The sequence below is a fragment of the Flavobacterium zhoui genome, assembly GCF_042787235.1.
In the GTDB taxonomy this organism is placed as follows: Bacteria; Bacteroidota; Bacteroidia; order Flavobacteriales; family Flavobacteriaceae; genus Flavobacterium; species Flavobacterium zhoui.
In genome coordinates this window covers 275,978-294,750 of record NZ_JBHZPY010000001.1, presented here as the reverse complement: position 1 = coordinate 294,750, position 18,773 = coordinate 275,978, and the positions used below count along the sequence as shown (strand labels likewise).

The window sequence follows — 18,773 nt, the reverse complement described above, 5'->3', positions numbered from 1 at the left end:
TTAAGCGTTTATTCTATAACCAACGCTTCTAACAGTCTCAAACCATTCTATGACCGCGTGTTTGTCTAATTTTTTCCTAAGGTTACGGACATGAACATCGATGAAATTTGAATCAGAATTAACTTCTAAAATATCTCCCCAAATATGTTCAGTTAACTGTAATCTGGTAATAACTCGGTTTTTATTTAATACCAAATATTGAAAAATATCAAACTCCTTTTTAGTAAGTTTAATTGGAATTCCACCATAATGCAATTTGTAATCTTGCAACTGCAAACTGAAACCATGAATGTCGAGATCGTTAACTGTAAAACCATGAATACGCCTAATAATCGCAAATAAACGAGCACCTAATTCTGTCAGAGCAAAAGGTTTTGTGAGATAATCATCCGCCCCAAGTTGCAAACCATTTATTCTATCATCTAGTTCGCCACGAGCGGTAATGATAACAACTGCCATCTTCGATGGTATTTTACGAACAGATTTTAACACATCAAAGCCACTACCATCTGGCAAACCTAAATCTAACAACATAATATCATAGTCGTTGCTGCTAATTTCTTCTAATGCTGCTTCGCAATTTTTAGAAATTCTACAAACATAACCGCTAATCGAAAGATAATCTTTCAATTCAATGGCTAATTCGGGATTGTCTTCAACAATAAGAATATTCATAAACAATTGTGGTATAAAACTATTCAAAGTAACAAAATAATACTAATAAAACTGTTCTAATAATTTTAAAAAAAACTCAAAATTGGTATAAAAAAAAACTGATAAATAATTTTACCAGCTTTTTCATAATTAACCATTCTGTTTTGCAGACTTAGACATAAACCTTTATTACTTCTTTTGAAAGCAAAATAGAAACATCAGTTATTTTTTTTCTTTAGAACTCTCCATGGCTGGAGCCGCTACCTTTTTCGATGCTTTGATTTTTTTGTGTTTTGGATGTTTTGCCAATTTCACTTCTTTAACCGGAACGGTTTTTGTTGGAATTGTTCTAGCATTTACCATAACACTTGTACCAAATAATACTGCAACTAACATCAATACTTTTTTCATGATTTCTAAATTTAATATTAATAATTTGTTATTTATAGATCAAATGTAGTAGTGCTAAATGAAGATAAAATGAAGATTTACGTTCGTAGAAAAATTTAACTTATTATTAAGATTTTAAATAAAAAAAAGGTTACCGTAAAATAATTAAGGTAACCTTTTTTAAACAAATTACTTTGCAGTTGTAAAGTCGATAATATTACTTAACAACTATATTTAAATTTGGAGTTATAATATAATCACTAGTCCCGCCGGAATATCTTTGTACGTAAACTTCAAGAAAATCATTAGTTGCTAACTCTGTTGAAGCAATTAACGGAAGAACTAAAATATCATTTGCAGCTAATCCTTTGCCGTAGATTTTATATTGAGTAATGGGAGTTCCATTCTTTGCTATATAAATAATGTATGTCCCAACATTACTCACTTGAAAGGAAACGGATCCTGTAAGTTGAAAAAATCTTTTTTTCTTTCCCAAATATTGAAGACGATTATCAGTCGAGTTTCTTGAAAATCTATATAAATTACTTGATGTAGATGTCCCCAGCAATTTTGTAGCATTAGTCGGATTTGAATTATTAAAAATTGTTTGAGCCCCTGCACCAACTGCATAATCAAAATTCATGTCTCCTGTAGCAACAGCATCACCTTCATTAGATACTCCCGCTGATCTAACAGTCCACCTATCATTAAAATTATATCCTGTGTAACTACCGACAGTGTATCCTTTTATATATAGACCCGTTGTAGGGGTTCCTGTAAAAACAACTGATTCCATTACCGCATCTCCAGTGATTGTAGGGTTAGAAGAAACGTCTAATCCAATACTAGTTCCATTTACTTCTGTAAAACCTCCTGCTTTTTGAATTAAACCAAAACTCCCCTGTAATGTTTCATAGGTACCACCGTTATTTCCGAACCAACCGATATTGCTCAATAATAATTTACTAATATCTTTATAAATAATTCCAGTTGTTGTGTTTCCAACAAATTGAACAATGCTAATAAAAACTAGGGAGAAATTGTCAATTACACCAACATTCGAAGAACTAGCCACAATCGCATCTCTAAAAATTAAGTTTTGAGTACCTCCTCCTGTAATATTAAACACTTTTCCTGCTGTGGCTGTTAAAGTCAGCACTCTTACTGATCCGCCAGTTGTACCTACAAAAAGATCCCCAGACGCTTTAACTAACTTGTCCTCACTACTATCCTGACCAATAAGATACGCATTATTTAATTCTATTGGAAAATCAAGATTAATTGTCCCGTTAATTTCATACAATGTACCAGTATCCAAAAGATATTTACTTCCACCTCCTGCAGTTTTTTCTGCTGCCAAAACAGTTGCCAAAACATCAGTAGATTTTATACGTTTAAATTTCATCCTTCCGTAGTTAGCATCACTATTAAGTTTATCCCAAGTCGAAAGACTCGTGTCATAATGAAAAAATGATTTCAAATTTGTGTCATACACCATCAATCCGTCCGCTGGAGACACGATAGCCATTCTTTGCACAGTAGTCATCCTAGGCATTAGAAGTCCCTGAGTTGAAGATGTTAAGTCTAGAATCGAACTCGCATTTGGAGTAGTTGTTCCGATACCCACTTGAGCAAACATATTTGTCGTTATTATCATGAAAAATAAGAGACAGGCTTGCAATACCTTTTTAGCAGAGTAATTTTTTTTCATAAAAAACGAATAAAAGATTAAATAAAAGAACCGTAATCGGCATTCAAAATTGTTCTACAAAAATAAGAATTACATCGGTTAAATACTTATTTTACCGATTAACTACATATTATTTTACAAAATATTATTAATTTCCTACAAATAAGAATTACTAATTTATACACTAAATCATTTATTGATATTTTTCTTATAAATAAACAACATCAATAATTTTAAATTTATTTAGATCTGCTTTTTTGCAATAGTCGTGTTTAAAAAAGTAACTGCAAGACAAGAATAAGGAAGAAATATTTCAATCTGTTACTTCTATATCTGACAAGTTTTGTACTTTTGAAAACTTTACAAAATCACAATCATGTCACAACAAAAACGCCTTTTCCTTCTTGATGCTTATGCTTTAATCTTCCGCGGTTATTATGCTTTTATAAAAAACCCTCGAATTAACTCGAAAGGAATGGATACATCCGCCATTATGGGATTTATGAATTCATTGATGGATGTAATAAAAAGAGAGCAACCAGATCATTTAGCAGTTGCTTTTGATAATGGAGGAAGCCAACTACGAAATGACATATTCCCTGAATACAAGGCCCATCGTGATGCAACGCCAGAGGCAATAAAAATTGCTATTCCGTATATACAAGATCTATTAAAAGCGATGCACATTCCTATTATAGAAGTTAAAGGTTATGAAGCCGATGATCTAATTGGAACCATTGCAAAACAGGCGGAAAAGCAGAACTACAAAGTTTTTATGGTAACCCCCGACAAAGATTTTGCACAATTGGTTTCTGAAAACATATTTATGTACAAACCCGCAAGAATGGGTAATGGAATTGAAATATGGGGTATACCGGAAGTATTGGCAAAATTTGAAATCGAAAGACCTGATCAAGTAATTGATTTTCTTGGGATGATGGGCGATACAGCAGATAATATTCCCGGATTGCCTGGCGTAGGCGAAGTTACCGCTAAAAAATTACTAAAGGAATTTGGCACCATGGAAAACCTTTTAGCTAATACAGACAAGCTAAAAGGAAAAATGAAAGAAAATATTGAAGCCAATAAAGAGAAAGGCTTACTATCTAAAACTTTGGCAACTATATTACTGGATTGTCCTGTAGTTTTTGATGAAACAGATTATGAATTATCAACTCCTGATGTAGAAAAAACAGATGCACTTTTTAATGAACTGGAATTCCGAAGAATGGCAGAACAATTTGACGCTATATTTAAAAAGGGTGGAACAGCAACAACAAGTGGCACTGTGGACGATGCAAAATTATATAAAAAGCCTCAACCAAAAAACGAGGATCAATTCGATCTTTTTGGCAGTACTATTCCGGATGACACTTCAGAAGAAACACGTCATCAATATTATAATACATTAGAAAACACGGAGCATTCCTATCAGATAATTCAAGGTGATTTAGGAACCAAATTACTCCTTCAAAATTTGCTAAGCCAATCATCCGTTTGTTTTGATACGGAAACAACTGGACTTGATGCCTTGCATGCCGAACTAGTTGGAATTTCATTTTCCTATGAAAAAGGAAAAGGATTCTATGTTCCGTTTCCAGAAAATCAAGCAGAAGCACAAACTTTAATTGAGAAATTTATTCCGTTTTTTGAAAATGAAAACATCGAGAAAATTGGACAGAATTTAAAATATGATTTGAAAATTCTTTCTAACTACAATGTTACCGTAAAAGGAAAACTATTTGACACTATGATTGCGCATTACCTGATCAATCCGGATATGCGTCATAATATGGATATTTTATCCGAGACATATTTAAAATATTCTCCTCAATCTATTGAAGCCTTAATTGGAAAAAAAGGAAAGAACCAGAAATCAATGCGAGATATTGAACTGGAAGAAATCAAAGAATATGCCGTTGAAGATGCCGATGTCACTTTGCAGCTCAAGGAAATATTCACCCTGGAATTAGATAAAACGGGCACCAAAAAACTATTTGAAGACATTGAAATTCCATTAGTGAAAGTTTTGGCTGATATGGAAAAAGAAGGAATTCGGGTTGACGTTGACTTCCTAAAATCCCTTTCCAAAACACTAGATGACGATATTAAAATATTAGAAGCAAACATATTTGAAACTGCTGGCGAGACATTTAATTTGGCTTCGCCAAAACAGCTCGGTGACATTTTGTTTGATAAATTAAAAATTGGAGGACTTAAACAAAAGAAAACCAAAACAGGTCAATATGCTACAGGCGAAGAAATATTAAGTTATTTAGCAGCTGAAAATCCTATTGTAAAAGATATTCTGGATTGGCGACAATTGGTTAAGTTACAAAACACCTATGTGGAGGCTTTACCCAATCAAGTAGATAAGATTACGAATCGCATTCATACTGATTATATGCAAACCGTAGCCGCAACCGGACGTTTGAGTTCCAATAATCCGAATTTGCAGAATATTCCAATTCGTACGGAAAGAGGAAGACAAATTAGAAAAGCATTTGTAGCCCGAGATGAAAACTACACAATCGTTTCTGCCGATTATTCCCAAATAGAGCTCCGAATTATTGCGGCTTTAAGCGGTGAAGAAAATATGATCAAAGCGTTTCAGAATCATGAAGATATTCATAAATCCACGGCTTCAAAAGTGTTCAATGTTCCTTTGGAAGAAGTAACACGAGAACAACGTAGTCATGCGAAAACAGTGAATTTTGGAATCATATACGGAGTTTCTGCTTTCGGACTTAGTAATCAAACCTCACTTTCACGTTCTGAAAGTAAAGATTTAATTGACGCTTATTACAAAACGTATCCAAGACTAAAATCATACATACACGAGCAAGTAGAATTTGCAAGAGAGAATGGCTATGTTCAAACTATTCTTGGACGTCGTCGTTATTTAAAAGACATAAATTCCCAGAATGCAATCGTTCGAGGAGGTGCGGAACGAAACGCTACAAATGCGCCAATTCAGGGAAGCGCAGCGGATATCATCAAAATTGCGATGATCAATATTCATGAAAAATTAATTTCGGGTAATTGGAAAAGTAAAATGCTTTTGCAAGTTCATGATGAGCTTGTTTTTGATGTTCACAATAGTGAATTAGAAAAAATAAAACCAATGATAAAACACGAAATGGAAAATGCCTTTAAGCTTGATGTACCTTTGGATGTCGATTTAGGAGCGGGAAAAGATTGGCTGGAAGCGCATTAATATTTGAGTATTGTAACGTCCTAAAACAAGCTTAACTCTATAGCCAACTTGTTTTAGGATAATTCAATATTTAAAAAACATACACAATTCCAACCCCTAACATTTGTTTTAGTTGTGCTTTGGGCCCTTGGGTAACCTGAGTGCCATCCACTTCTTTTTTAGATTTTATATCGTCATCATAAACGATACGGGTGCCAATATTTGCTTTTACATATTGGTTTACAACCAAATCTAATAATAATTCGCAGTCCACATCGATATTCCCAAAATTATTGATGTAATCAGAATATAAACTTAATCGGTTTTCCAGATTGATATTTTTAAAAATTTCCTTCTTATAAAAACTGGTCATCAAAAAACCAAGTTCCGTTTTAGTTCTTTTCCCTTTCGTAATTAAAACGCCATTTGCATCATAAACGGCTTTAGTAACACCAAAAGCCCCTTGATTAGCCAGTCTTTGATCTAAAACTAAGGTTTTCTTAAATGTAAAAGGCGAAATATAAAACGTTCTCTTCTTTTCCTTATTTATATTTTCAGCTCCTACTCCTAAGAAAATATATGCAGGTGCAAATGGTTTTGATATGGCAATTTCTGTATTTGGATACGAGTAACCATTTGTAAACTGAGAGTTAAAATTAAACTTAGCCGAATGATACCAATTGGAAAGGGTATCTTGTCTGTAGCCAAATGTAGAATTAAATTGTAAGGCATCATCTGTTTTTCTGACTTCAATTCCGTCTTGTTTATTTAGGCCATAGCGAACAATAAGTTCATTTGACCATTTATAATTTTCTCTTGTATATACTTTTGAAAAATCTCCTTTTACCAAACCTGATATAGAACTTGTACCACCCGCACTCCAATTAACAAAGGCAATTTCAGAGATATAAAAGCCTAAAGTGTTTTTTTTTATCCAATGAGATAAAGGAATAAATGATCTTGTTGGTTGTATATCTAATGCCACTGTTAATGGTTCATGTGCAGTTACTTTTACAAGCGTTGTTACAGGCATAAGTTCCAGTATTATTGTCTCTTGGGAAAAACTATTTGTGGCGATTGAGAATATAAATAAAAGAAGAGTATAGGGCAGTAATTTCATTATAAGGCGGTTAAATTTAAGGGTGCAAAATAATTATTTTAATAATTTGAAAAAAGTATTTCTAGACTTTTAACGTCAATTTTGCAGTATTGTTGTAGTTCATCAACAGTTCCTTGTTCGATAAATTCATCCGGAATACCCAATATTATTATTTTTGAAGTGTAATTATGTGAACAAGCAAACTCCACAATAGCACCACCAAACCCACCTTTAATAACACCGTCCTCTATTGTGATTACAGTTTCGAATTTTGCAAAAATAACAGGTAACAAACTTTCATCTAATGGTTTGACAAAAGAAAAATCGTAGTGCGCAATTGTTTCTGGATGCTGCATCTTGGCTATTGCCAAAGTAACATTATTCCCAATAGTCCCATTAGATAGAACAGCTACTTTCGATCCTTTCTGGAGACAAATAGCCTTGCCAATTTCTATTTTGTCATATTTTCCAAAATTTTTAGACTGCCAATCGGCAACCACACCACGACCACGAGGATATCTAATAGAAATAGGGTTATTTAATCCTAATTGTGCGGTATATAAAATATTTTGCAATCCAATTTCATTCAACGGGGAATAAATAATAATATTTGGAATGCAGCGCAAATAAGCTAAATCAAAAACCCCGTGATGCGTTGCACCATCTTCTCCCACTAATCCTGCCCTATCCAAACAAAAAATAACGGGTAAATTTTGCAAAGCTACATCGTGTATGACTTGGTCGTAGGCTCTTTGCAAAAAAGTGGAATAGATATTACAAAAAACAACCATGCCTTGCGTCGCCATTCCTGCGGCTAATGTAACGGCGTGTTGTTCTGCAATTCCCACATCAAAAGCGCGTTTCGGTAGTGCGTCCATCATGAATTTGAGAGAACTTCCCGAAGGCATTGCAGGTGTGATTCCTATAATTTTTTTATTTTTTTTAGCCAAATCCAATACGGTCAAACCAAAAACATCCTGGTATTTTGGAGGTAAATTCTCGTCGGATTTTATATGAATTTCACCCGTAATTGCGTCAAATTTCCCTGGAGCATGATATTTAACCTGATTTTCTTCGGCTTGTTGTAGTCCTTTGCCTTTGGTGGTAATGATATGAAGAAATTTTGGTCCTTTTACTTTTTGCAAACGTTTCAGTTCTTTGATAACGGCAAAGATGTCATGACCGTTGATAGGACCCGAATAATCAAAATTCAATGATTTGATCATATTATTCTGCCTTGGGTTTTTTCCTTCTTTTACGGCAGTAAGATACTTTTTTAATGCACCAACGCTTGGATCAATACCGATGGCGTTATCGTTAAGAATGACCAATAAATTAGCATCTGTAACTCCGGCATGATTTAATCCTTCAAAAGCCATTCCTGATGCGATAGAGGAATCTCCAATCACCGCAATATGTTGTTTATCGTAATCGCCTTTCAAATTAGAAGCAATTGCCATTCCCAATGCTGCCGAAATAGAAGTCGAGGAATGTCCTACACCAAAAGCATCGTAAATACTTTCGCTTCTTTTAGGGAAACCTGAAATACCACCGAGTTGCCTGTTAGTATGAAAAATTTCTTTTCTGCCCGTGAGTATTTTATGTCCGTACGCTTGATGTCCTACGTCCCAAATCAATAAATCGTTTGGTGTGTCAAAAACATAATGCAAAGCAATGGTCAATTCTACAACTCCAAGACTTGCGCCGAGATGTCCTTCTTTTACAGATACAATATCTATAATAAAATTACGTAATTCCTGAGCTACTTGAGGAAGTTGGGCTTCGTCAAGCTGGCGTAAATCGGTTGGGTTATTTATGTTTGAAAGTAAATTATCTGACATAAAGCAAATGTACGAATTGAATTCTTATTTTTGCAGTTATGATAAACCCTTTCACTGACGAATATTTTATGAAAAAAGCTTTGCAGGAAGCCGAAATGGCTTTTGACAAAGATGAAATTCCTGTTGGTGCCATAATCGTAATTGATAATAAAGTTATTGCCAGAAGTCATAATTTAACTGAATTACTCCACGATGTTACGGCTCATGCCGAAATGCAATCCATCACTGCCGCAGCTAATTATCTTGGAGGAAAATATTTAATAGGTTGTACGCTGTACGTCACACTGGAACCTTGCCAAATGTGTGCCGGCGCTTTGTATTGGAGCCAGATTTCAAAAATTGTTTTTGGTGCAACAGATGAAAATCGCGGGTTTACAAAAATGGGTACGCAACTGCATCCTAAAACTACTGTTGTTAGTGGAGTTTTAGCTGAAGAAGCTTTGGAGTTGATGAAGCGGTTTTTTGCTGCGAAAAGAAAATAGTTCTGCTTACACAAATTCCCTAGCCCGGATAGAAGCGGCATCCTTTTACAAAGCTTCCAGCCTTTTGAAGGCTGGAAGCTTTGTAAAAGATATAGCGAATAGCTGGAAATAGCTCCTAAAAAAAAAAGACATAAAAAAACCGCCAATCTTGCGAAAGGCGGTTTTGATTTATTCAATAATAGCATTTTCCTTTTTATCGTAAAAATGATATTCTAAGTACGTGTAAGCGTCACGAGGTATGATTTTCACCCACTTTTTATGTTCAAGAAACCATTTTGAACGTAATGATGGAAAACCTTTGGTAAGGTATGCGGCCACAAATGGATGTACATTAAGTACCACTTCTTTGTGGTTTTTTAAAACTCTTTCTAAATCGGAAGCAATTTTATCAATGATTTGAATTGGCGCTTCAATTTCGCCTTCAATATTGTTTGGATCTTCTTCTCTAGTTTTAATGTTTACTTCTGGTCTTACTCTTTGTCTTGTAATTTGGACTAATCCAAATTTGCTCGGAGGTAAGATTTTATGTTTTGCTTTATCATCGCTCATTTCTTCCCTTAGGAACTCGAACAAAACTTTACGATTTTCTGGATTAGACATATCGATAAAATCAACTACAATGATACCACCCATATCACGAAGACGTAATTGTCTGGCGATTTCGGCAGCGGCAATCATATTCACTTCCATTGCGGTGTCTTCCTGATTAGTGGCCTTATTAGAACGGTTTCCGCTGTTTACGTCTATAACGTGTAAAGCTTCAGTGTGTTCGATAATAAGATAAGCCCCTTTACTCATGGAAACTGTTTTCCCAAAGGATGTTTTGATTTGTCTCTCTATGTTGTATTTCTCAAAAATAGGTGTATCGTTTGATTGATAAAACTTAACAATTGATTGTTTTGAAGGTGCAATTTCTTGCAAATAATCCTTCGTTTGGTTGTACAACTCTTCATCATCAATTTGAATACCACTAAAGGTATCATTAAATACGTCTCTTAATATCGAAGAGGCTCTATTGAGTTCTCCTAATACTTTTGACGGATGATGAGCAGTCGGTAATTTTTTACACATTGCAGTCCATCTGCTAAGCAGGTTCTGCAAATCTTTTTCTAATTCGGCTGTATTTTTGCCTTCGGCTACTGTGCGAACAATAACACCAAATCCTTTTGGTTTGATGGATTGTACTAATCGTTTCAAACGGTCTTTTTCTTTTTTGTCTTCTATTTTTTGTGAAATAGAAACACGGTCAGAAAAGGGAACCAGAACAATAAAACGTCCGGCAAGAGAAAGCTCAGCGCTAATTCTAGGTCCTTTGGTAGATATTGGTTCTTTGACGACTTGTACTAAAACAGATTGATTGGCACTTAATACATCAGTAATAGTACCATCTTTGTCTATTTCTTTTTCAAACTGAAAGTTTTTTAGGGAGAAATCTTTTAATTTACCTGCGCTTACAAGTTTTATGAATTTCAATTGGGAAGCTAAATTTGGTCCTAAATCATGATAATGTAAAAAGGCATCTTTTTCGAAGCCAACATTTACAAAAGCAGCGTTAAGTCCGGCAACTGGTTTTCGTATTTTGGCAATAAAAATATCGCCTACTTGAAAGTTGCTTTTTTCTTCCTGTTTGTGTAATTCAATTAGTTTTCCATCTTTTAATAAGGCAAAATCTACGGCTTCAGAACTGGATCGGATGATTAATTCTTTATTCACGCTGTAAATTTTTTATCTATTCGCCAAAGCGAACAAATGGATTAAACAATATTTTAACAGGTATTGTACCCGGGGAAAATTAGCTGGCAGCTTGCAGTGTTGAGTTTGCAGTTAACTGCATACTAAAACCTGAATACTGATTACTAACTTTCGATTTCAATGAACTTTTAAAAAGAAAAAAGTAGTTTAAAACTACTTTTTCTTTTTGTGACGGTTAGCTCTCGCTCTTTTTTTACGTTTGTGAGTCGCTACCTTATGTCTCTTTCTTTTTTTACCGCTTGGCATATCTTGAAGATTTTATGATTAATTAATTATGTTATTTTGCTTCGTTATTTATTTTTACTCCTTCAACAAAAACTTTTGCCGGTTTAAATGCAGGAATGTTATGTGCAGGAATTTTTATTGTTGTATTTTTTGAGATATTTCTACCTGTTTTTTCTGCTCTAGTTTTTACAATAAAACTTCCAAAACCTCTTAAATAAACATTGTCTCCAGTTTCTAATGAATTTTTTACTTCATTCATAAAAGTCTCTACAGTTGCCTGAACATCTCCTTTTTCAAGACCTAATTTTTCTGAAATTTTTGCTACGATATCTGCTTTCGTCATTTTCTTTCCTATTTTATTATGTTGTACTATTTTTTTGAGTTTGCAAATATAGGAATTTAAAAAACAAATATTCAAGCTAATTCATTAAATTTTAATCACATAAACTTTTACTTTTGCATTCTAATATTTAAAGATGAATTTTTCTAACGTATTGATAAAATGGTATTTACAAAATAAACGTGATTTACCATGGAGAAATACCACCAATCCATACCCAATTTGGCTCTCCGAAATCATGTTGCAACAGACGCGAGTAGCACAAGGAATGCCTTATTTTTTATCTTTCACTACTGCTTTTCCAACGGTTTTTGATTTGGCTACAGCCAATGAAGAGGAAGTATTAAAACTTTGGCAGGGATTGGGTTATTATTCCCGTGCCCGAAATCTACACAAAACTGCTCAATACATCGCTTTTGATTTAGCCGGAATATTCCCAGGCAATTATTCCGATTTACTGAAACTAAAAGGAGTTGGAGAATATACTGCCGCCGCAATCGCCTCTTTTTCTTACAATGAAGCGGTTCCTGTTGTTGACGGAAATGTATTTCGGGTTTTGTCCCGTTATTTTGATATTGAAACGGATATTGTGCAGGCTTCCGCCAAAAAAGAATTTGCCGCCTTGGCTTTCGAATTAATGCCAAAAGACAACCCTGCAACATTCAATCAGGCCATTATGGAGTTTGGCGCTTTGCAATGCGTTCCTAAAAGCCCGAATTGTAGCATCTGTGTTTTTAACGAAAGTTGCGCTGCTTTACAAAAAAAGAAAGTAGACCAATTGCCGGTGAAGTCTAAAAAGTTAAAAGTTCGCAATCGATACTTTAATTATCTTGTTGTTGCAGATGAAAAGGAAAATACGATAATTCAAAAACGAACTGCCAAAGGGATTTGGCATAACTTATATGAATTCCCTTTGATAGAAACAGAAAAGGAAGAGAATTTCGATTTTATCTCCGAGCAAATACAAACTGATTATTTTATGGACAATAACGTTATAAGCATATTAGAAGATAACGACAAAAGTATAATCCATAAATTATCACATCAACATTTGCATATCAAATTTTGGAAAGTCAACCTAAACGGAAGCATTGAAAACGGAATAAACAACAGCGTTTTAAGAACATTCCCATTCCCCATTGTGATTTATAATTTTATAGAAAAGGAATAAATAGCATTGCAAAAATAATGTATCTTTGATTGAAATAGGATTTGAATATCATGAATGGAACTTTAAATAAGGTTATGCTAATAGGGCATTTGGGTGACGAAGTCAAAATGCATTATTTTGACGGAGGCAACTGTATCGGTAGGTTTCAATTAGCCACCAATGAAGTTTACATCAATAAAACCACCAACGAAAAAATCACTTCTACAGAGTGGCATAATTTAGTGGTACGCAATAAAGCGGCTGAACTTTGTGAAAAATACCTTTCCAAGGGTGACAAAATATATGTTGAAGGACGATTAAAATCCCGTCAGTGGCAAGCTGAGGATGGATCTACTAAATACACGACCGAAATTCAAGTGACGGAGTTTACTTTTTTGTCTACAAAGAAGGATAACGACAGCAACAAACAAATTCAAAGTTCGGAATCCACAAAAAACACTAACTTTGACCCAGAAAAAAACGATTTCCCTATCAATGATTTACCGTTTTGATTGTTTAACTAATCTTATTTAATTTGGACCCAGAGCCCAGTTTATTCTTTTCCTATACCATTGATACTGATTTAGTATTCGGTTTTATTGGGATATTCGCCTTATTATTTTGTTCTGCTTTAGTTTCAGGAGCAGAAGTAGCCTTATTTTCATTGTCACAAAAAGACATCGACGAAACAATACAAGAAAATGTTTCTAAAGGAAAAATCATATCAGAACTTTTAGAAAAACCAAAAAAACTGTTAGCCACGCTCCTTGTAGCGAACAACTTCATCAACATTGGCGTAGTAATCCTGTTTTCATTTATTGGAAAAAATTTATTTGCCGCTGTGACTTCACCCGTTTTAAAATTTATTCTGGAAGTAATCGTAGTTACCTTTTTATTATTGTTATTTGGAGAGGTTTTACCAAAAGTATACGCCAGCCGAAATAATATCAAGTTTGCCAAGTTGATTGCTTATCCTATTGCAGCACTTGACAAATTGCTTTCACCTTTGAGTTTGCCAATGCGAGCAGCAACTATATATTTGCATAATAAATTAGGAAAACAAAAGACCAATTTCTCTGTCAATCAATTATCACAAGCATTAGAACTTACCGACTCTGACGAAACCTCATCGGAAGAGCAAAAAATATTAGAAGGAATTGTCAGTTTTGGAAATACGGACACCAAGCAAGTAATGAGCCCCAGAATAGATATTTTTGCTTTAGAAATAGAAGAATCTTTTTCAGTTATTTGTCCAAAAATTATAGAAAAAGGATATTCAAGGATTCCTGTTTACCGAGACAATATTGACCAGATTGAAGGCGTTTTGTTTGTCAAAGATTTATTGCCTCATATAAACACCAGTGAATTTGACTGGAAAACCTTATTAAGAGAACCATTTTTTGTTCCGGAAAATAAAAAACTGGATAATTTGCTAAAAGACTTTCAAAGCATGAAAAGCCATTTGGCTATTGTTGTTGATGAATATGGAGGAACTTCCGGTTTGGTTTCTTTGGAGGATGTAATCGAGGAAATTGTGGGGGACATCAGTGATGAATTTGATGATAAAAGTCTCAATTTTTCTCAAATTGATGATAAAAATTATCTTTTTGAAGGAAAAATAAATCTAAAAGATTTCTATAGAATTATTGAAGTTGACGAAGAATTATTCGAAATAAAAAAAGGAGAAGCCGAAACATTAGCCGGATTTATTCTAGAGATTTTAGGAAATTTTCCAAAAAAAGATCAAAAAATTTCATTCGAAAATTGCCAGTTTACGGTAGAAGCGGTAGACAAAAAACGCATAAAACAAATAAAAGTAACGATTGAATAATTAAAAATGTTTAAAAAAATAATCACTTTTTCAACAATAGCATTGGTATCATTCTTAAGTTTTAGCTGTAAAGACGATATTATACCCAAACCAGCAAGTTATTTACGATTGGATTATCCCGAAGCAAAATATGTTGGTTTTGAAAATGAATGCCCATTTGCTTTCGAAATGAATTCAGAAGCTGTTATAAAAGGAGAGAAAGATTGCGGTTTTACTATCACGTATCCAAAAATGAAAGCCACGATTTATTTGACTTATAAACCCGTGAACAACAACATCGCAAAATTATTGAAAGACGCTCAAAAATTGACCTACGAGCACGTAATAAAAGCAGATGATATATTAGAACAACCGTATTTGAATCCTACTAAAAAAGTGTACGGAATGTTTTATCAGGTTGATGGAAATGCAGCTACCAACTCCCAATTCTATGTGACAGACAGTACGAAACATTTTGTAACAGGCTCCGTTTATTTCTATGCAAAACCCAACTTTGATTCTATTATGCCAGCAGCAAGCTACGTTAGAAATGACATGCAAAGACTGATGGAAACATTGAAATGGAAGTAATTGCTGTTAAGTGATCAATTTTTGAATAAAGAGTAAATATCACTAAAAGTGGGTATTGTGGATAGGGTCTTTTAGTGGTTAATTTGCGGAATCATTTCGAATAATGCAACCATCAATTCGAGAAGGATTTATGGACTTGAGAACGATAGTAAAGGAATTTCTGAAATAGTGCCAACAGTATAAGTGACTTTGCTATATTGTTATAATATAGCATTAGATTGTCAGATGATTGCTTTGGTTTACAGGATAAAAAAAATATAAATGTTTAAATATTTAATCTAAAATTAGGCTTTATGAAGAAGGTTCTATTATTAATAATTACTTTTTTTTCAATCCAATTTGCTTTTTGTCAGGATAATACAAATGTTTCAAATAATAATCTGAGTGTTCAAGAGATAGATAAAAAGCCGGAATATCCAGGTGGGCTTTATGCATTTTATATAGCTATAGGTAGAGATTTACCAGTTCCGAAAATTGAAGGTCCGCTTAACCGTTTATATGTGAATTTTGTCATTGATATTGACGGTAGCGTGACGGATATAAAAATTTTAGGCAATGTAAAGGACGGATCGGAAAAACGATTGATAAAAGCGATAAAAAAATGCCCAAAATGGACTCCTGCTGAACGTAATGGACTTAAAGTGAGGTATGAGTTACAATTTCCAGTAATAGCGAATTAAAAAAACAAGCCGGATTACGACTTCATATTCGACACTTTGTATGTTTTACCGTCGCCCGTAGCTTGAACTACTTTAGTCAGGCTTTCAGGATTTTGAACCGTTTTATCAAAGGTTACAGTAGCCCTTTTTTTATCAAAATCTACTGTTGCTGTTTGCACGCCATCAAGTTCCGTTAATTCTTCTTGTATAGTTTTGGCACAACCAATAGCACAAGTCATACCTTCTACTTTAAAACTTGCTGTTTGCAAATTAGCAGCTGCAATTTCTTTTTTAACTTTAGGCGCAGTAGTTTCTGTTGTGGCTATACCCGTTTTAGTAGGTTCTGAATTATTTTTACAGCTTATAAACAAAAGACTTGCAATTACTACCGCCGCTATTGATTTTGTGAAATTCATTTTATGAGATTTAAATTAATTACCTAATAATCATTTGCAAAATTAATGAAAAAAAAGGAACCGTAATTCATAAAATTATTACAATTTTGGGGCAAATTTAGATTTATGAATGCACGACAATTGAAATGGGTTTACCTGATGATTCTTGCCTTGATTTGGGGAAGTTCATTTATATTAATAAAAAAAGGATTGGTAGGATTAAGCGCTTTGCAGTTGGGTTCGTTGCGAATCCTATTTGCAGCCATTTTTCTGTTATTGATAGGCTTTAAAAGTTTAACAAAAATCCCAAAAGAAAAATGGAAATATATCGCACTTACTTCACTGTTTGGGACATTCATCCCGGCCTATCTTTTCGCTATTGCGGAAACAGAAATAGACAGCTCCATAACCGCCATTCTTAATTCCTTGACCCCATTAAACACGTTAATTTTGGGAGCGATGGCTTTTGGGATAAATTTCAAAAGAAGTCAGGTTTGGGGAGTTTTTATAGGACTCGTAGGAAGTATGCTTTTGGTTTTTAATGGAGCTATAAATCATCCTGAACAAAACTATTACTATGCGATTTTGGTTATAATTGCTTCTATCTGTTATGCCATTAATGTCAATTTACTAAAAAAATATTTACATGATTTGAGTCCGTTGAGTATTACCACGGGAAATTTTGCTTTTTTAGTTATCCCCACTTTTCTCATTTTATCTTTTTCGGGCTTTTTCGAAGTAGTTCATGTGGCCAAAGTGCAACATTCGATTTTGTTCATTATGATTTTAGGAGTCGTAGGAACCGGAATCGCGAATATTCTTTTCTTTAAACTGATCCAAATGTCATCTCCTGTTTTTGCTACATCGGTAACGTATTTGATTCCAATAGTTGCTTTCTTCTGGGGATTATTAGACAATGAAATGCTAACATCAGTTCAATTTTTCGGGGCGTTTATTGTTCTGATCGGCGTTTATTTATCAGCGAAGAAGTAGTTTTCAGATATTTCTACCTAAACAAAAGAGGCTGTCCGAAAAAGGCAGCCTCTTTTGTTTAGGTAGAAATATAAACTATTATTTGTACACCGGCTTTCCCACAGGATTACCGTAATTGTCAAAATAAAATATTGGAATATTTAGTTTTTCTAACCCAGGAATCACTTCCGATCCCTTCCCAGCAATAATTATTCGCGTATTATCTAAAAGGAAATATTTACTAGCCGCGCGCATCACATCATCAGGAGTTACAGCGTTTATGGTATTAATATAATTTTCATAAAAATCATCGGGAAGTTCTTCTGTCTTTATATTTAAAGCATATCGGGCAATTGACTGTGGTTTTTGCACTTGCATTACAAATCTTCCTATATAACCCGCTTTTACGTTGTTAAGTAAATCAACTGATACTTTTTCAGTTCTGATTTTTTTAATTTCTTTGATAAATTCTACCACGGCGCTATCGGTAGCGGAACTTCGTATTGCCGACGTCGATTTTAATTTTGCAACGTATTTACCAGAGCCAATAATTGAATTTGCACCGTAAGTCCAACCATGTTTTTCTCTTAAATTCATGTTTAAATAACTGCTGTAATCTCCGCCCAGGATATAAGTGGCAATGACTGCCGGGAAGAAGTCTTTGTCGCTCATCTTCAAATTCAGGGTGTTTACCAATGAAATTTCGGATTGAACAGCATTGGGAACATCTACAAAATTTATTTGGGTAAACGGAACATTCTGGGGAGCGGGATAGGTCAGTTTCGGAGTGCTTCTTTTTTTCCACGAGCCAAAAAGATTTTCTACAATTGGCTTTACTTCGTTATATTTCACATCTCCAATGATAACTAAATAAGCATTTTCCGGTACAAAATAGGTTTCATAATTGGTCTTAATATCTTCAAGTGTTACGTTTTGCAGTGTTTCTTCGGTCATATATTCGCCCGAAGGGTGATTTTTTCCAAAAGTAAGTGCTTCAACCACTCGATTAGCTATTGCAGGAACGCTTTTTTCTTCCGCTTTAAGACCTTCTAATAGTTTTGCTTTCTCTTTATCGAATTCTTCTTGTGTAAAATTCGGGTGTAGCGATCCATTTGCCATGAGTTCTAAAATTCTTCCTGAATATTTAGAAAGAGAATTGGCATATGCCCCTTTAGAACCAAAATTTATATTAGCACCTAAAAAATCAATTTCTTCATTGAAGGCATCTTTTGCAATTTTTACGCTTCCATTTCCAATCATGTTATTGCATAATTCATCCACACCCTTTTTAATTCCTTCGACAAAAGGTTCATTGTCTAGCGCAAGATTAAAAGTTACTCGCGGTAATTTGTGATTTTCAACAACCATTACTTTTAGACCATTATCTAAGGTAAAAGTTTGCGGTTTTTTTATATTTACTACCGGAGAAACTCCTGGTTTAGGTTGTGGACGATTTTGTGCCTGCATGATTCCTGTTATGAACAAAATGAATAATAGAATAGTTGTTTTTTTCATGATTGAAAGCGT

Annotated in this window: 17 protein-coding genes; 8 read left to right on the top strand and 9 right to left on the bottom strand. The window is 34.1% G+C overall.

Annotated features, from left to right (window positions below):
• From ACFX5F_RS01350 to ACFX5F_RS01340, 3 genes are all read right to left on the bottom strand, one after another.
• Complete coding sequence (locus ACFX5F_RS01350) at positions 1 to 675, bottom strand: response regulator transcription factor (protein WP_379849177.1); 675 nt, start codon at positions 673 to 675, stop codon at positions 1 to 3.
• Positions 676 to 876: 201 nt separating this feature from the next.
• The gene (locus ACFX5F_RS01345) at positions 877 to 1,065 is read right to left on the bottom strand and encodes a hypothetical protein (RefSeq protein WP_379849175.1); all 189 of its coding nucleotides are present in this window, start codon (positions 1,063 to 1,065) and stop codon (positions 877 to 879) included.
• Between the two features lie 196 nt (positions 1,066 to 1,261).
• Positions 1,262 to 2,755 carry a phage tail-like protein gene (locus ACFX5F_RS01340; protein WP_379849173.1) on the bottom strand — a complete coding sequence of 498 codons (1,494 nt, stop codon included), beginning with the start codon at positions 2,753 to 2,755 and terminating at the stop codon, positions 1,262 to 1,264.
• A 355-nt stretch (positions 2,756 to 3,110) separates the two neighbouring features.
• Between ACFX5F_RS01340 and polA the strand changes: the two genes are divergently transcribed.
• Positions 3,111 to 5,951 (top strand): DNA polymerase I, encoded by a 2,841-nt coding sequence (gene polA / locus ACFX5F_RS01335; protein WP_379849172.1) that lies wholly within the window; start codon positions 3,111 to 3,113, stop codon positions 5,949 to 5,951.
• 70 nt (positions 5,952 to 6,021) lie between these two features.
• Here the strand turns inward: polA and ACFX5F_RS01330 are convergent, their stop codons facing one another.
• The gene (locus ACFX5F_RS01330; RefSeq protein WP_379849171.1) at positions 6,022 to 7,050 is read right to left on the bottom strand and encodes a DUF3078 domain-containing protein; all 1,029 of its coding nucleotides are present in this window, start codon (positions 7,048 to 7,050) and stop codon (positions 6,022 to 6,024) included.
• Positions 7,051 to 7,088: 38 nt separating this feature from the next.
• The gene (locus ACFX5F_RS01325; RefSeq protein ID WP_379849169.1) at positions 7,089 to 8,870 is read right to left on the bottom strand and encodes a 1-deoxy-D-xylulose-5-phosphate synthase; all 1,782 of its coding nucleotides are present in this window, start codon (positions 8,868 to 8,870) and stop codon (positions 7,089 to 7,091) included.
• Positions 8,871 to 8,908: 38 nt separating this feature from the next.
• Here ACFX5F_RS01325 and ACFX5F_RS01320 point away from each other — a divergent pair, with 38 nt between their 5' ends.
• Positions 8,909 to 9,352, top strand: a complete 444-nt coding sequence (locus ACFX5F_RS01320) for a nucleoside deaminase (RefSeq protein WP_379849167.1) — start codon at positions 8,909 to 8,911, stop codon at positions 9,350 to 9,352.
• Positions 9,353 to 9,520: 168 nt separating this feature from the next.
• Here the strand turns inward: ACFX5F_RS01320 and ACFX5F_RS01315 are convergent, their stop codons facing one another.
• Positions 9,521 to 11,065, bottom strand: coding sequence for an Rne/Rng family ribonuclease (locus ACFX5F_RS01315; RefSeq protein ID WP_379849165.1), 1,545 nt, complete (start codon positions 11,063 to 11,065; stop codon positions 9,521 to 9,523).
• Between the two features lie 316 nt (positions 11,066 to 11,381).
• Positions 11,382 to 11,684, bottom strand: coding sequence for an HU family DNA-binding protein (locus tag ACFX5F_RS01310; protein WP_465254609.1), 303 nt, complete (start codon positions 11,682 to 11,684; stop codon positions 11,382 to 11,384).
• 121 nt (positions 11,685 to 11,805) lie between these two features.
• Between ACFX5F_RS01310 and mutY the strand changes: the two genes are divergently transcribed.
• From mutY to ACFX5F_RS01285, 5 genes are all read left to right on the top strand, one after another.
• Positions 11,806 to 12,840, top strand: coding sequence for an A/G-specific adenine glycosylase (gene mutY, locus ACFX5F_RS01305; RefSeq protein ID WP_379849163.1), 1,035 nt, complete (start codon positions 11,806 to 11,808; stop codon positions 12,838 to 12,840).
• 50 nt (positions 12,841 to 12,890) lie between these two features.
• Positions 12,891 to 13,331 carry a single-stranded DNA-binding protein gene (locus ACFX5F_RS01300; RefSeq protein ID WP_379849161.1) on the top strand — a complete coding sequence of 147 codons (441 nt, stop codon included), beginning with the start codon at positions 12,891 to 12,893 and terminating at the stop codon, positions 13,329 to 13,331.
• A 23-nt stretch (positions 13,332 to 13,354) separates the two neighbouring features.
• Positions 13,355 to 14,650 carry a gliding motility-associated protein GldE gene (locus ACFX5F_RS01295; protein WP_379849159.1) on the top strand — a complete coding sequence of 432 codons (1,296 nt, stop codon included), beginning with the start codon at positions 13,355 to 13,357 and terminating at the stop codon, positions 14,648 to 14,650.
• A 6-nt stretch (positions 14,651 to 14,656) separates the two neighbouring features.
• Positions 14,657 to 15,220 carry a gliding motility lipoprotein GldD gene (gldD, locus tag ACFX5F_RS01290; protein WP_379849157.1) on the top strand — a complete coding sequence of 188 codons (564 nt, stop codon included), beginning with the start codon at positions 14,657 to 14,659 and terminating at the stop codon, positions 15,218 to 15,220.
• 293 nt (positions 15,221 to 15,513) lie between these two features.
• On the top strand, positions 15,514 to 15,900 hold the full coding sequence (locus ACFX5F_RS01285) for an energy transducer TonB (protein ID WP_379849156.1): 387 nt from the start codon (positions 15,514 to 15,516) through the stop codon (positions 15,898 to 15,900).
• A 14-nt stretch (positions 15,901 to 15,914) separates the two neighbouring features.
• Here the strand turns inward: ACFX5F_RS01285 and ACFX5F_RS01280 are convergent, their stop codons facing one another.
• A complete protein-coding gene (locus tag ACFX5F_RS01280; protein WP_379849155.1) occupies positions 15,915 to 16,295 on the bottom strand; it encodes a heavy-metal-associated domain-containing protein in 381 nt (126 codons plus the stop codon).
• A gap of 105 nt (positions 16,296 to 16,400) precedes the next feature.
• Here ACFX5F_RS01280 and ACFX5F_RS01275 point away from each other — a divergent pair, with 105 nt between their 5' ends.
• The gene (locus ACFX5F_RS01275) at positions 16,401 to 17,267 is read left to right on the top strand and encodes a DMT family transporter (RefSeq protein WP_379849153.1); all 867 of its coding nucleotides are present in this window, start codon (positions 16,401 to 16,403) and stop codon (positions 17,265 to 17,267) included.
• Positions 17,268 to 17,345: 78 nt separating this feature from the next.
• Here ACFX5F_RS01275 and ACFX5F_RS01270 read toward each other — a convergent pair whose 3' ends face one another.
• Positions 17,346 to 18,761, bottom strand: coding sequence for a M16 family metallopeptidase (locus ACFX5F_RS01270; protein ID WP_379849149.1), 1,416 nt, complete (start codon positions 18,759 to 18,761; stop codon positions 17,346 to 17,348).
• Positions 18,762 to 18,773: the final 12 nt, after the last annotated feature.